We start from the raw sequence: 14508 nt of genomic DNA, 5'->3' as shown, positions 1-14508 counted from the left end.
AAACTGGGATAGTGTTTTTTCGTGTGACGGAGAAATGCAAATTTCTTGTCCCCCTCCTAAAAATGTGTTATTCTATGATACAGAGCACATAAAGTGTACCCTCGGAGACTCCCGGAGTACACGAAACAATTGGGGAGGGCAGACAGCAGTGAAGCAAATGATCCGGAAACGTCTGTGTATTGTAATACTGACCGCCATGCTTATATCATTGTTTGTAAATTATTTCCAGCTGATCCATAATGCCCAGAGCGGTATGTACCGCAATTCCCAGAATAAATTCTGGCAGATCGGGCAGATTTTGAACCAGAATGAGAAGGAGACACAGAAGGCGAAAGAGAGTCTGATGGAACAGTGCTTCATGAGCGCGGAAGCCATCTCATATATGATACAGGGAAAACCGGATATTGTGGGGAATCAGCAGGAAATACAGCGGATTGCAGGCATGCTCCAGGTGGATGAGGTCCATCTGTTTGACACGGAGGGGAATCTGTATGCCGGTTCCGAACCCAGGTATTACGGGCTGAATTTTAATTCAGGGGAGCAGATGCGGTTTTTCCTGCCCATGCTTAAGGATTATGATCTTCGGCTGTGCCAGGAGATAACACCTAATACGGCGGAGCAGAAGCTGATGCAGTATGCCGCTGTGTGGAGCCGGGACCACAAAGGGATCGTCCAGGTGGGGCTGGAGCCCACCACGGTCCTGGAAGCCATGAAAAAGACGGAGCTATCCTATATCTTTTCCCTGGTCACCTCAGAAAAGGATGAGACCATCTATGCCATTGATCCTGACAGCGGCCTGATCCTTGGATCCACGGATGACGGCCTTGTAAACAGACAGATCCAGGACATTGGAATCGAGCCGGGGCATCTGGGTGTGAGGGGACGGGGGATCAGGCTGATGATCAACCAGGAAGACAGCTACGGCGTTTTTGAAACCAGCGGTTCCGTGATCCTGGGCATTACAAAGTCAACGGCAGCCCTGTATGGTGAACTGAACAGGAGCACGCTGCTGCTTGCGTTTTATCTGACCTGCATTTCGCTGATCATGATCATCTGTATCTCTGCTTACATAGACAGGTATATTGTGGACGGGATTTCCTCCATCCATGAAAAACTGGAAAGGATCACCCGGGGAAACCTGGATACAAGGGTGGAGGTGGACAGTACGCCGGAGTTTGGTGAACTCAGTTTCCAGATCAACCAGATGGTGGAAAGCCTTCTGGATACCACCAACAAGATATCCCAGATCCTGGAGATGAGTAAGGCGCCTCTGGGAGTGTATGAATATAACTGCGACATGAGAAGGGTCATGGCAACCAACCGGCTGGCGGAAATCCTCATGATCGGCAGGTCGGAGGCAGAAACCCTGTTTTCTGATTATACTCTGTTTGAGGCAGCCCTGGAACAGGTGAAAAAGCATCCGGTGGAAGGTGAAAACGGAGTTTACCGCATGGAAGGGGAGGAGGTCCGTTATATCAGGCTGGAGACATTTGCGAGAGGGCACAGTACCCTGGGGATGATCATGGATGTAACGGATGATATCCGGGAGAAAAAACGGATTGAACAGGAACGTGACGTGGATCTGCTCACAGGGCTTTACAGCAGGCGGGCGTTCTACCGGCAGACGGAGGCTCTTTTGTCCGGCAGTGAACCTTTGGGACATGGGCTTATGCTGATGGCGGATGCAGATAATCTGAAACAGGTCAATGACCAGTACGGCCACCAGAACGGAGACCGGTATCTGGCTGCTATTGGCAGGATCCTCATATCCTGCGCCTGGGAAAAGTGTGTAACTGCCCGGCTCAGCGGGGATGAGTTTGCCATGTTCCTCTATGGGGCCGGATCCAGGGAAGAACTGATGGTTCCTGTTAGGAAGATGATGAGGGATATGGAGGAGGCCGGAGTGGAGCTTGGCACCAAGGAGAGAATCCCGGTCCATTTCTCTGCCGGATATGTGTTCTACCCCGAAGACGGCTGTGATACGGCTGTTCTGCTGAAACAAGCGGATGAGGCCATGTATGATGCAAAGAAGACATTTAAGGCAGCATCGGCCCATGGAGGCGGAGAACCAGTTATTTACAGTTGACACATAAACCATGATTTGGTAGAATACATTTAGACGTTTAGATATATGTCTAAATGTATTTTTTATTTGGTGTCACAGATCCCGGAATAAGTTAACATCATTTCCTCAAAATTGAAAGGAGGATCAGATCATGCCCTTTGGCGATACCTTTAAGGCTTTGTCAGACCCCACGCGCCGGGAGATTTTGTCCCTGCTGAGACAGGGCAGCATGACGGCCGGCCAGATCGTGGAACATTTTGACACCACAGGGGCCACGATTTCCCATCACCTGAACATTCTCAGACAGGCTGGTTTGATTGAGGACCGCAAATCAGGAAAATATATTTACTACGAGCTGAACACCACCGTATTCCAGGAAGTGCTTTCCTGGCTTCAGACATTAATGGAGGAACAACATCATGAGAAAGATCAATAGAAAGCTGACGTTTTGGGATTTTCTTTATTGGGGGCTGACCCTGGTACCTTTTGTGATATCCCTTGTATTCTACAGCCGCCTTCCTGAGCAGGTGCCCACCCACTGGGGGGCGGATAATCAGATCAACGGTTATTCCAGCCGCAACATGGCAGCATTCGGCATACCGGCATTTATGCTGCTGATGACCATATTTATCAATGTCATGTATGTCATTGACCCCAAGAGGGAGAATATCAGGCATTCCAGGGAACTGGGACAGGTGATGCGCTGGTTTATCGTACTCCTCGCAGTGGCGATGCAGCTGGTCATCATATTGTCCGGTGTGGGCATGTCCATGAATGTGGGGACCGTGGTGAGCGTTCCCATCGCCGCCCTGTTTGTGGTAATGGGCAATTACCTCCCCAAGTGCAGGCAAAACTATACCATGGGAATCAAACTTCCCTGGACCCTGGCGGATGAGGATAACTGGACACGGACACACAGGCTGGCGGGATATATATGGACCGCGGGAGGGATCCTGATGATCGTTATGGGGTTTTTTAATCTTGCATCCCTGTATTTTGTGGTGTTTATGGCAATGGTACTGATACCCAGTGTGTATTCCTATTGGATCTACCGGAAGAAAATGAAACAATCCTGAGTCCTGGCCCTGAACTCTGTTCTGCCTTGCCCTTGAATATATGGAAGCTATGAAGTATAATAATCCAATAACGATTCCAAAGGAGGATATCATGGCAGTTTCAAATGTCTATTACACAAATATGAGAACCACATTACAGGAAAATCTCCTGCAGAAGCTGGAGAGGCTGGTTAAGAAGGCCGGTATGATGGATATTGATTTCAGCAATAAGTATACGGCCATAAAGATCCATTTCGGCGAACCGGGAAACCTGGCTTACCTTCGCCCCAATTATTCAAAAGTGCTGGTGGATTTGATCCGTTCGGCTAACGGCAGGGTATTTCTTACAGACTGCAACACATTGTATGTGGGGCGCAGGAAGAATGCCCTGGACCATCTGGACGCTGCTTATGAGAACGGATATAATCCCTTTACCACAGGATGTCATGTGATCATTGCCGATGGACTGAAGGGCACGGATGAGGCCCTGGTTCCCATAGACGGCGACTATGTAAAGGAGGCCAAAATAGGCCGTGCCATCATGGATGCTGATATTGTGATCTCCTTGACCCATTTTAAGGGCCATGAGGCGACCGGGTTCGGCGGTGCCTTAAAGAATCTGGGCATGGGCTGCGGTTCCAGGGCCGGCAAGATGGAGATGCACAATGCAGGAAAGCCATATGTACATACAATAACATGTATTGGCTGCGGCTCATGTAAGAAGAACTGTGCCCATGGGGCTATCTCCATTGAAAACCGCAAGGCGTCCATTGACACGGGCAAATGTGTGGGCTGCGGCCGCTGTATCGGCGCATGTCCGGTGGATGCCGTGTGCACTATGGGCGATGAGGCCAATGACATCCTGAACATGAAGATTGCCGAGTATTCCCTGGCTGTATTAAAGGACCGTCCCAATTTCCATGTGAGCCTGGTGGTGGATGTATCCCCGTTCTGCGACTGCCATGGGGAAAATGACACGCCCATTGTACCCAATGTGGGTATGTTTGCGTCCTTTGACCCGGTGGCCCTGGATGTGGCCTGTGCGGATGCGGTAAACCGTCAGCCGGTGCTTGCCGGGAGTTACCTGGCGGAGAAGGAACATACCCATCACGACCATTTCACAGACACCCATCCGGACACCAACTGGGAGACCTGCATTGACCACGCGGTCAAGCTGGGGCTTGGAAACAGGGAATATAATCTGATCACGATCTGATCCATTGTTCCTGGTCAATCCTATTACAAATCCGAATCCTGTCCGTATCGGCCGGTTAGCTCAAAGAAGCGCGGCATTGATACAGATATGGTTCGGATATTTTTATGTAGAATTAAGGTTTATGTAAAGTCTGTAAGTGGATTATCTGATAAAATAAAGTCAGAGTCTGCCTGAGGCTGTTTGAAAATTCAATCCCGTTATCTGCACGTCTGCCGGAAAGCATTTTTCAAACACACTCTGGTATGGGGAGACCAACCTGTAAACGGAGGATAAAACCTATGAGTGATGAACAAAAGATGGTAAGGGAACAAAGGTCCATTGGAAAAAGGAGCATGCTTAGAACGTGGTTTCTGTGCGTGTGGGCGTTCGTCCTGGCGGCTTTCCTGGTTTCCTGCGGGTCCCATAGCGGCAGCAGGTCCCCCATGGAAAGAGTGTCCCCGGACAGGGGATCGGAGGGGACTGATGCCGGTTTCTTGGATGGAACGGAAGGCAGCGATCCGGACGGGGAAGAGGGAGGCGTCCCGGACGGGAGGGAGGAGGGTTCTTCATCCGGACCGGTCCAGGGCGTCCAGTTTGCGGAAGGGTTTGGAATCTGCGCTCCCGGACAGCCGCCCGTTTACACCATGGAGTCCCCGCCCCCGCCTATAGAGACAGAGGGAGCCAAGGCATGGCTTCAGTCAGTGGCATACCAGAACGGGATATGGATCTACCGGGTAAAGGTGGAGGATCATTCCATTACCGTCATACCGGAGGACGAGGTTGAGGAACTCCTGAAAAAAGAAGAGGAAAACATGAAGCTTCAGGAGGAAGGGAAATATCCTCAATGGGATAACAGCTACTTTGAACTGGACCATGAGAAGGGGATCTACGGGCGGAGCTCCTTTGAGGAGAGAACGGGATTCAGGAAAACAAAGAACGGGCTGCCGGGCGAGCATTTTATAGATTCCATCCAGGGGCCGGGGGTTCCTGGGGGATCCATTTCAGCAAGAAGGCACCAGCGAAACTCCAGATATGAAGAGTATCTAACCAAGGGATATGCCGCCACCTACTGGGACTATTATGTGGATCAGATGGAGCTTACCATTCCGGAGCCGGATGGAATCTATGAACTCCACATTCCCGGCTTTTCAGAAGGATTCTTATTTTCCTTTGTAAAAGCCCATGAATATCCCAGTGCGGAGGAGATACCGGGCATGGTGTTTCACCAGGGCATGGGGATCTATGCAACGGGAAAATGGACGGAGGACGGTTTCCAGGCCGCCTATTACACCTATCCCAAGGAAGGATACGTCATGCAGCCTGTTATTGCGGAGCTGAGCTTCTGCAAGGGGGACCAAAAGGGAACCGGCCATCTTAGGGAAACGGAATTCGATCATTCACTAAATGCCCAGATGGGGTTACAGGGCATACCTGACGGAAAGCAGGGCCAGATCATAACATATGAGTTGGACCCGGAGGCCGGAGGCGGGGAGATATGGCTGAAATTTGACCGTGTGAATATGGCATATCAAAAGGAGATCCAATGGCTGACCATTCCCATTCCCGAGGAGAAAACAGAGGTGGATCAGACATTCAGCCTGGATGAGTGTACTGTGAAGGTGGTCAGCGCCCGCAGGACAGATTCGCCAGTTTATTACGGAAATATAAACGGGGTGGATGAGACAAGGCCTGCTGTATACGTGGAAACTGAGATTGAGATGAATGATGATGGAAAGGAGTTTAGCGGACTGTACGCCCTGATGGAAGAGGATATCCGCGCTCCCTATCCGGTGCTTGCAAAACCTGTGTATAAGGATGAGGAGAGGATAGAAAACCATGAAAAACCCTTGGGATATAACCTGTGCTACAGCAAAGGGGATACCCAGGTCCAGCTGGGGTTAAAAGGAGTGTATTATAATTGGCATCAGGAATTTATGGTGCCGGTACAGGTGGCCGCTGAATAAAGCGGCCCCATTTATGAAAGCGGCCCGTGAAATTATTTTGATATAATGCTTGACAAATATAACTGTATCATGTATAGTTACAGTAAGAACTGTAACAAACTCGATTACAAATAAAAAAGGAGAAGCAGCATGAAGGAGAATCTTAAAAAGTATGATGCAGTTATAATCGGTTTTGGCAAGGGCGGCAAGACCATGGCCGGGGCCCTGGGGGCGGCCGGCAAAACCGTTGCCCTGATTGAGCGTTCTTCTATGATGTATGGGGGGACCTGTATTAATGTGGGTTGTATTCCTACCAAATCACTAGTCTATCGCGCCGGACTGGCCGCAGCAGCCGGGAAAACATTTGAAGAAAGGTCCGCCGCGTACAGGGAGGCCATGGAGCAGAAGGAGGATCTGACCGGAAGACTGAGAGGGAAAAACTACCAGAAGCTGGACAGCAACCCTAATATTACGGTTATTGACGGGAATGCAAGGTTTGTATCCCCGCATATTGTGGAGGTGGCGCACAATGAGGATGTGTTCCAGGTGGAAGGGGAAATGATATTCATTAATACGGGATCCCAGGCATTTATCCCTCCCGTTGAAGGCCTGAAGGATAACCCTTATGTTTATACCAGCGAGGGGCTGCTAAGCCGCAGGGAGCTGCCTGAAAAACTGGTGATCATTGGCGGCGGATATATTGGCGTAGAATTTTCTTCCATTTATGCAAATTTTGGCTCAAAAGTGACCATACTTCAGGATGGAGATGTTTTTCTCCCAAGGGAGGATGAGGAGATCGCTGCAGCGGTAAAAGCTTCCCTTGAGAACAGGGGGATCCGTGTCCTGGCCGGAGTAAAGGTAAAGGCAGCGGAGCAGGAGGAAGACGGGGCCGTTGTGGTCATAGACACCAGGGAAGGTGAACGCAGGCTTCAGGCAGATGCGGTCCTGGTTGCCACAGGACGCAGACCCAACACGAAGGGTCTTAACCTGGAAGCGGCCGGTGTAAAGACGGATGCCAGGGGAGGCATCATTACAGATGACACCCTTGCCACCACAGCGCCCCATATCTATGCAATGGGGGATGTGCGGGGAGGACTCCAGTTTACATACATTTCACTGGATGATTTCAGGATCGTAAGATCCGCTGTCCTGGGAGATGGAAGCTATGATCTGAAAAAACGGGGGGCTGTCCCTTACAGCGTGTTCCTGGATCCGCCGTTTTCAAGGGTGGGACTCAGTGAGAAGGAGGCCGTAAAGGCCGGGTATAGGGTAAAGACAGCCAGGCTTGCGGCGGCAGCCATTCCAAAGGCCCAGGTGCTGGAGCAGCCGGCAGGACTGTTAAAAGCAGTGATCGATGAGGAGACGGGGTTGATCCTGGGAGCCCATCTGTTCTGTGAAGAGTCCTACGAGATGATAAACATGATAAAACTGGCCATGGATGCAAAGGTAAGCTACACCGTTCTCCGGGATGCGATCTATACCCATCCCACCATGAGCGAGGCTTTTAATGACCTGTTTGCAGTCTGATCATATATAATAAGCAATGAATAAGGAGAGTACTATATGGGATTTTCATTAGATGTAAGCGTACCTGTTATGACCGTTTTTCTTCAAGGGCTGGTCAGCTTTTTCTCGCCCTGCGTGCTGCCCCTGCTGCCCCTTTACATAGGGTATTTGTCAGGAGGAACCGGAAAACGGGGAGAGGACGGACGGATTCACTATGAGCGGGGAAAGGTTATGCTTCATACCATCTGCTTTGTGGTTGGGGTAAGCTTTGCGTTTTTCCTGCTGGGGTTCGGATTCTCGGCAATGGGAAACTTTTTTAAGACAAACCAGACCATGTTTGCCAGGATCGGTGGGATCCTCGTGGTGCTCTTTGGGTTTTATCAGCTGGGATTTTTCGGCACCTCCCAGGTGCTTGGCAAGGAGCGCAGGCTTCCCTTTAAGCTGGATACCCTGGCCATGTCCCCGGTAACCGCGCTGATCATGGGATTTACGTTCAGCTTTGCCTGGACGCCCTGCGTAGGTCCTGCCCTGGCAAGCGTCCTGCTCATGGCCGCATCGGCCAGCACCAAGGCAATGGCCTTTGGACTGATCGGCGTCTATACATTGGGCTTCGTGCTGCCGTTCCTGGCAGTGGGGCTGTTTACCACGTCCCTTTTGGAATTTTTTAAGACTCATGTGAATGTGGTGAAATACACGGTAAAGATCGGCGGGATCCTGATGGTATTTATGGGTGTTCTCATGTTTACCGGAAGAATGAATGCAGTGACCGGTTATCTTTCCCAGTTCCAGGCGCCCTTTGGCACTGAGGCTGGTCAGACTGCCGGGGAGAACGGCAATGAAAGCAGCCCGTCAGGGCAGGGAAATGAACCGGGCGAAGACCCCGCGGCTCCTGCAGCGGATGCCGGCCAGCCTTCAGAGGAGTCCGGGGACACGGATGGCGGTGACAAAACCCAGTCAGGCGGCCCGTCTGCGCAGACGGAAGGCCAGGCGGACGCAGTTGGACAGGAAAGTGAAAGCCCAGGGGATACAGCCAATCCTCCGGCAGTGGATTTTACCCTTACGGACCAGTATGGCAACACACATACATTGTCGGATTATAAGGGGAAGACCGTGTTCCTGAATTTCTGGGCCACATGGTGTCCTCCCTGCAGGGCCGAGATGCCTGATATCCAGAAACTGTACGAGACATATGATACGGAAGGCGATGACGCCCTTATTATCCTGGGCGTGGCCAGTCCTAATATAGGCGGCGAGAAATCAGAAGAAGGAATCAAGGAATTCCTGGATGAGAACGGATATACCTATCCTGTGCTTATGGATACCACAGGTGATGTGTTCATGTCCTACGGCGTGTTTTCCTACCCCACCACGTTCATGATCGACAGGGATGGAAATGTATTCGGATATGCCAGCGGGCAGCTGAATGAAGATATGATGGAAAATATCATTAAACAGACAATGGAAGGAAAGCGGAGATAGAACAATGAGAAAAGGCAGGGCCAGAAGGAGATACCATTACAGAAAAAATGGATATATGTGGGGCAGGATATGGTTATTGTCAGCTCTGGCAGCTGCCGCCGTGATATACGGCGTGATGGAACTCAGGTCGGTCAGGGGGCATGAGGCAGAGGGCGTCCAGGTAAGCCTGGAAACCTCCGGCTCCAGTCCTGATGCAGAAAGCCCTGATACGGCCGGTCCGGCCCCGCAGTCCAAAAAGGAAGGCCGTGAGGACCAGGAACAAACGAAAAGGGAATCCCGGAGCATTCAGGTAGTGGATGTAAAGGACGTGGTGGAAATAGAAGTCCCCGCCCAATGGGCAGAGGATCCGGATACCCATGCCATAAAGGCTGAGCTTACAAAAAAGGCAGCTGAGATTGCAGAAAAATGGGACCGTCAGCCGGTGGATTCACAGATGGAATCATTTGACAAGACAACGGGTTCCTACGGGTATTCGGAAGAATCAAACGGCCGTGCCCTGGACCAGGACCAGCTGGTCAGGGACCTGATGAAAGCCGTGGAGGGACCCCTTTTGCAGACCCAGGTCCAGGCGGTCTTTCAGACAGTTGCCCCAAAAAGGACACGGGCGCAGGCCAAGGAGCAGTACAAGGTGATCGGCACATTTGCCACAACCACCACAAACAATAAGAACAGGAACCAGAATATACGCCTGGCGGCCGAGGCCATTGACGGGATGATACTGAAACCCGGACAGGAGTTTTCATTTAACATGACCACCGGCAACCGGACCAGTGACAAGGGGTACCAGCCCGCAGGCGCGTACAGGAACGGCGTGCTGATCGAGGAACCGGGCGGAGGCGTCTGCCAGGTTTCCACCACACTGTACCATGCCATCATTAATTCGGGATTTAAGACAACGGAACGGAATTTTCACAGTTTTGCCCCCAGCTATATTGAAAAGGGGCAGGATGCCATGGTCAGTTTTGACGGCTATGCGGGACCGGATCTGCGGTTTGTGAACACAGGGGATGCCTCTGTGGGACTCAGGGCCTCCTTTAGCGGCAACCAGCTGAAGCTTTCCATTGTGGGACTTCCGGTGCTGGAGAACGGAAAGGATGTCTCACTCCGGTCCGAAAAGGTCAGGGACGTAGAGCCGCCGGAACCAATCTATGAGGAGAATCCTGAGCTGGCATATGGAGAAGAAAAGGTCATTGAACAGGCCCAGCCGGGTTCTGTCTGGAAGACCTACCGCCAGTTAAAGGAAAACGGAAAGGTTGTGGAGGAGACAGCACTGCATACCAGCACCTATAAGGCCAAACCGGCCAGGATCCAGCGAAACTCGGCTGCCCAGCCGGGCGCGAACCAGGAACAGACAGGTATGGATCAGGAACAGACAGGTACGGGTCAGGAACAGACAGGTACGGGTCAGGAACATTCAGACGCGGGCCAGGAACATTCAGACGGGAATACACCGGAGTCCGTCCAGGGGAGTGTGAGCCAGGACCAGGGGACCAGGGGGCAGGAAAGCCAGGATCAGGGAACCGCAGGCCAGAAAGTTCACAACCTGCAGGATGGCGCAGGGCAGGCGGAGCATGGGTCCGGCGGAAATGGACCAGGCACAGACGGACCGGCCGAAGGCGGGCCGGCTGCAGAAACGCCGGGAGGGAAAAACCAGGGCTCTTTTGCTCCGGAATTGGCAGCGCCGGGGCAGTAGGCCCATGAATTTAAAAAAACGCGGACAAAACCAGTGCATTTTCTGAGAAAAAATGGTATGATTTTACAGAGAATAACTCTGGCACGGGCCAGAGCGAAAGGGGAGTAATGATACAGTGACAAGCGAATTTACAATTGCAGTACATGCACTGGTCTTTCTGAATCATAAGGCAACCGTGTATTCCAGTGAAGGGCTGGCAGAGAATGTCTGTACGAATCCGGCCAGAATCCGCAAAGTCATGGCCAAGCTGAAAAAGGCCGACTTAGTAAAAACAAAGGAAGGGGTGGACGGGGGGTATCTGTTTCACCGGGACAGCAGGGAGATCAATCTGACCATGGTGGCGGATGCCCTGGAAACCCCCTTTGTGACCGTTTCATGGAAAAGCGGGAATCCACATATGAGCTGCCTGATCTCTTCCGGTATGGCAGGAGTGATGGATGGGCTCTATGATGATCTGGACCAGTGCTGCCGGGAACGGCTGACACATGTTACCATAGCTGATCTGGATAAGAAGATATTCGGGAAGGCTGCTGCAAATTGATTGGATGTTTCCAGTCAGGCCGCAGCGCCTTTTTTCGTGTTGCAATTAAAAACAAGGCATGAGATAATAGGAAAATCAAAAATCAAAAGAGGAGCATGCAAAATGAAAAAACTGCGCGGATTGTTCAGGATTATTTTTGGCAGGACTGCATTTGTGATCCTGTTTATGGCCATACAGCTGGGAATCCTGTTTGGGGTATTCCGGTGGCTGGAGGACTATGTGCACATCATATATGCTGTGTCCATCCTGCTCAGTGCTGTTGTGATCATCTATATATTTAACGAGCCCATTAATTCCAGCTTTAAGATGGCATGGATCGTGCCCGTTCTTGTAATCCCCGTGTTTGGGGTATTGCTCTATATCTTTGTACAGATGCAGTTCCAGACAAAGCTGCTGGCCAGGCGCCTTCGCACCACCATCAAGGCAACGGCCCCCTATTTGAAGCAGGATCCGTCAGTGCAGGAGAAGATCAGGAGATCCAGCCTGCGAAGCAGCCATTTGATCGACTATATGAAGGACTGCGCAGGTTATCCTGTGTATGAGAATACCTCAGTGGAATATTTTTCCCTGGGAGAGGACAAGTTTGAGGCGCTGAAACGGGAACTGAGGCAGGCGGAGCGCTTTATTTTTATGGAATATTTTATTGTTGAGCGCGGCTACATGTGGGACAGCATTCTGGAAATACTGGAGGAAAAGGTGAAGGAAGGGGTGGAAGTCCGCGTCATGTATGACGGGATGTGCTGCCTGATGCTGCTTCCCTATCATTATCCCAAAGTGCTGGAGGCCAAGGGAATCCGCTGTAAGATGTTTTCACCCATAAAGCCCACCCTGTCCACTTACCAGAATAACCGGGACCACCGCAAGATCGTTGTGATCGATGGACACACTGCCTTTACCGGAGGCGTGAACCTGGCGGATGAGTATATCAACCGCAAGGTACGGTTCGGCCACTGGAAGGACACGGCCATTATGCTGAAGGGTGATGCGGTTTTAAGTTTTACCATGATGTTCCTTCAGATGTGGAATGTGACTGAACGGCAGCAGGATGATTTCAGCCGTTATGTGCTTCCCAGGGGGACTGAAGTGGCAGGAGCAGGGGACCGGGGAGGATTTGTTCTTCCTTACGGCGACAGTCCCATGGACAGGGAGCAGGTGGGAGAGCGCGTCTACCTGGATATACTGAACCAGGCCAAGAACTATGTCCATATCATGACCCCCTACCTGATCCTGGATGATGAGATGGAGAATGCCCTGTGTTATGCTGCCAAGAGAGGCATTGACGTGACCATTATCATGCCCCATATCCCGGATAAGAAGTATGCCTACCTATTGGCCAGGACCTATTATCCGGAGCTGATCGAGGCAGGAGTCAAGATCTATGAATATACGCCGGGGTTTGTCCATGCCAAGGTATTTGTCAGCGATGACGAGAAGGCGGTGGTGGGTACCATTAACCTGGATTTCAGAAGCCTGTACCTGCATTTTGAATGCGCTTCTTATATTTACAGGAACCCGGTGGTCCTGGCTGTGGAGCAGGACTATCAGGATACCCTTAAAACATGCGCCCTTATCACTATGGAAAACTGTAAGAATTACAGCTGGGGAGGAAAGAAGCTGGGACGCCTCATGCGTCTGGTGGCGCCTCTTATGTAGGGAAAAGAGGCAGCATATATGACCAAAAGATCCTTAAAGGGCATATCATAGAGGTATGTCCTTTTTGATTTGTGGATTTTAGAAAAATCAGACAATGAACCTAAAAATATCCATTATATATCACAAAATGAACACATTATGATGGTAGAGTATGAGAGTATTAATTATGCTATTTTTCCAACCATTGATTTGAGAGGAGCAAGAGATATGAACAGACGATGCGCAGCCTGCCGGTATTTAAGCGGTTCTCTGGCAATCATCACTGGGATCACCGGGGCAGCACCTGTTACAGTGATGGCGAATACTTCATCTGCCAATTTTGATATGAGAAAACAGGTGGTAAATCTGACAGGAATTTTAAATGTGACAAACTATACGGAACAGGTTACAAGAGGGGATTTTGCAAGGATGCTGGTCAATGCCTCCAGCTACCGTGAGAATCTGCCCGCTGTCAGCGTTTCGGTTTTTGCCGATGTGCCCAGCACCAACCCCAATGCGGTATATATCAGGATCGCGGCGTCCCAGGGATGGATGAGCGGATTTCTGGGCGGCCTTTTTAAACCGGATGAGTACATAACATACAAGGATGCCGTAAAAGCATTTCTGACCATGCTGGGCTATACGGATGAGGACTTTACCGGTGATCTGGCATCCTCAAGGATCTCCAAGTTTAATTACCTGGAACTAAACGAGGAGGTAAACCGGCAGGGGGATGAGGTGCTGAACCAGACGGATTGTATGAACATGTTTTATAACCTTCTGAAAACCACTCCCAAGGACAGCAGCAGTATCTACGGCGCTGTTCTGGACTGCGAATTAAACAGCGATGGGGAAATCAACCCCATCAGTATCCTGGAGGACGAGCGCAAGGGCCCCATCCTTGTAAGAAAAGGCTTCAGCGTGGCCCAGTCTGTTCCCTTTGATACGGAGAATGCCAATGTATTCCTTAATGGGGTGGCCAGTACCCTGGAGTCTGTTAAACTGTCCCAGAAGGATGCGGGATTTGCTGTTATCTATTACAATGTAAAATCCAAGACCATCTGGGCCTATACAACCAGTGCCTGGGACCAGGACGACTCATCAGGCAACAACTCCTATGTGCTGTTAAAAGGCGAGATCAAGAATATTTACTATAAGTCCACAGATGTTATGACTCCCACTTCTGTCCGGATTGAGATTGATGAGGACAATTCAGATGATGACTTTGACACGGATGATTCCCTGGACAGTGACGGTTACCTGACAGTGGAGCTGAATTCTTCCGAACTGCAGTATCTGTTCTCCATCTACGGACAATTGGAAGTGGGTGATGAGGTGGTTCTTGTCTGCAATGAGAGCAACGGCTCTTACACGGCAGTGGATGCCATCGAATACTAAT

The 14508-nt window shown here is 50.8% G+C and carries 11 protein-coding genes; all 11 read left to right on the top strand.

Annotated elements, in window-relative coordinates; genetic code table 11:
* Positions 1-157 precede the first annotated feature (157 nt).
* Positions 158-2086 (top strand): sensor domain-containing diguanylate cyclase, encoded by a 1929-nt coding sequence (locus HMPREF9469_RS00970; protein ID WP_227883918.1) that lies wholly within the window; start codon positions 158-160, stop codon positions 2084-2086.
* Between the two features lie 130 nt (positions 2087-2216).
* Positions 2217-2501 (top strand): autorepressor SdpR family transcription factor, encoded by a 285-nt coding sequence (locus HMPREF9469_RS00965; RefSeq protein WP_007858256.1) that lies wholly within the window; start codon positions 2217-2219, stop codon positions 2499-2501.
* Positions 2485-3141: an SdpI family protein gene (locus tag HMPREF9469_RS00960; protein WP_007858254.1), complete on the top strand. Its 657-nt coding sequence runs from the start codon at positions 2485-2487 to the stop codon at positions 3139-3141. The genes HMPREF9469_RS00965 and HMPREF9469_RS00960 overlap by 17 nt, the downstream gene beginning before the upstream one ends.
* Positions 3142-3232: 91 nt before the next feature.
* Positions 3233-4336 carry a DUF362 domain-containing protein gene (locus HMPREF9469_RS00955; protein ID WP_007858253.1) on the top strand — a complete coding sequence of 368 codons (1104 nt, stop codon included), beginning with the start codon at positions 3233-3235 and terminating at the stop codon, positions 4334-4336.
* A gap of 278 nt (positions 4337-4614) precedes the next feature.
* A complete protein-coding gene (locus HMPREF9469_RS00950; RefSeq protein WP_007858252.1) occupies positions 4615-6279 on the top strand; it encodes a hypothetical protein in 1665 nt (554 codons plus the stop codon).
* 129 nt (positions 6280-6408) lie between these two features.
* Positions 6409-7785, top strand: a complete 1377-nt coding sequence (locus HMPREF9469_RS00945) for an FAD-dependent oxidoreductase (RefSeq protein ID WP_007858251.1) — start codon at positions 6409-6411, stop codon at positions 7783-7785.
* A 36-nt stretch (positions 7786-7821) separates the two neighbouring features.
* Positions 7822-9243, top strand: a complete 1422-nt coding sequence (locus HMPREF9469_RS00940) for a redoxin family protein (protein WP_007858250.1) — start codon at positions 7822-7824, stop codon at positions 9241-9243.
* Positions 9244-9247: 4 nt separating this feature from the next.
* Complete coding sequence (locus HMPREF9469_RS00935; protein ID WP_007858248.1) at positions 9248-10936, top strand: VanW family protein; 1689 nt, start codon at positions 9248-9250, stop codon at positions 10934-10936.
* Positions 10937-11051: 115 nt separating this feature from the next.
* Positions 11052-11477 (top strand): RrF2 family transcriptional regulator, encoded by a 426-nt coding sequence (locus HMPREF9469_RS00930; RefSeq protein WP_007858246.1) that lies wholly within the window; start codon positions 11052-11054, stop codon positions 11475-11477.
* A 102-nt stretch (positions 11478-11579) separates the two neighbouring features.
* Positions 11580-13130 carry a cardiolipin synthase gene (gene cls, locus HMPREF9469_RS00925; RefSeq protein ID WP_007858244.1) on the top strand — a complete coding sequence of 517 codons (1551 nt, stop codon included), beginning with the start codon at positions 11580-11582 and terminating at the stop codon, positions 13128-13130.
* 207 nt (positions 13131-13337) lie between these two features.
* Positions 13338-14507 carry an S-layer homology domain-containing protein gene (locus HMPREF9469_RS00920; RefSeq protein ID WP_007858242.1) on the top strand — a complete coding sequence of 390 codons (1170 nt, stop codon included), beginning with the start codon at positions 13338-13340 and terminating at the stop codon, positions 14505-14507.
* Position 14508 lies beyond the last annotated feature (1 nt).

The organism is [Clostridium] citroniae WAL-17108, from assembly GCF_000233455.1.
In the GTDB taxonomy this organism is placed as follows: Bacteria; Bacillota; Clostridia; order Lachnospirales; family Lachnospiraceae; genus Enterocloster; species Enterocloster citroniae.
Note: the sequence above shows the minus strand (reverse complement) of the source record. Positions and strands in the feature narration are given on the sequence as shown.

Coding starts and splice junctions, on each gene's coding strand:
- cls (WP_007858244.1), top strand. CDS start 11,580: ATGAAAAAACTGCGCGGATTGTTCAGGATTATTTTTGGCAGGACTGCA.
- HMPREF9469_RS00940 (WP_007858250.1), top strand. CDS start 7,822: ATGGGATTTTCATTAGATGTAAGCGTACCTGTTATGACCGTTTTTCTT.
- HMPREF9469_RS00945 (WP_007858251.1), top strand. CDS start 6,409: ATGAAGGAGAATCTTAAAAAGTATGATGCAGTTATAATCGGTTTTGGC.
- HMPREF9469_RS00955 (WP_007858253.1), top strand. CDS start 3,233: ATGGCAGTTTCAAATGTCTATTACACAAATATGAGAACCACATTACAG.
- HMPREF9469_RS00935 (WP_007858248.1), top strand. CDS start 9,248: ATGAGAAAAGGCAGGGCCAGAAGGAGATACCATTACAGAAAAAATGGA.
- HMPREF9469_RS00960 (WP_007858254.1), top strand. CDS start 2,485: ATGAGAAAGATCAATAGAAAGCTGACGTTTTGGGATTTTCTTTATTGG.
- HMPREF9469_RS00970 (WP_227883918.1), top strand. CDS start 158: ATGATCCGGAAACGTCTGTGTATTGTAATACTGACCGCCATGCTTATA.
- HMPREF9469_RS00920 (WP_007858242.1), top strand. CDS start 13,338: ATGAACAGACGATGCGCAGCCTGCCGGTATTTAAGCGGTTCTCTGGCA.
- HMPREF9469_RS00965 (WP_007858256.1), top strand. CDS start 2,217: ATGCCCTTTGGCGATACCTTTAAGGCTTTGTCAGACCCCACGCGCCGG.
- HMPREF9469_RS00950 (WP_007858252.1), top strand. CDS start 4,615: ATGAGTGATGAACAAAAGATGGTAAGGGAACAAAGGTCCATTGGAAAA.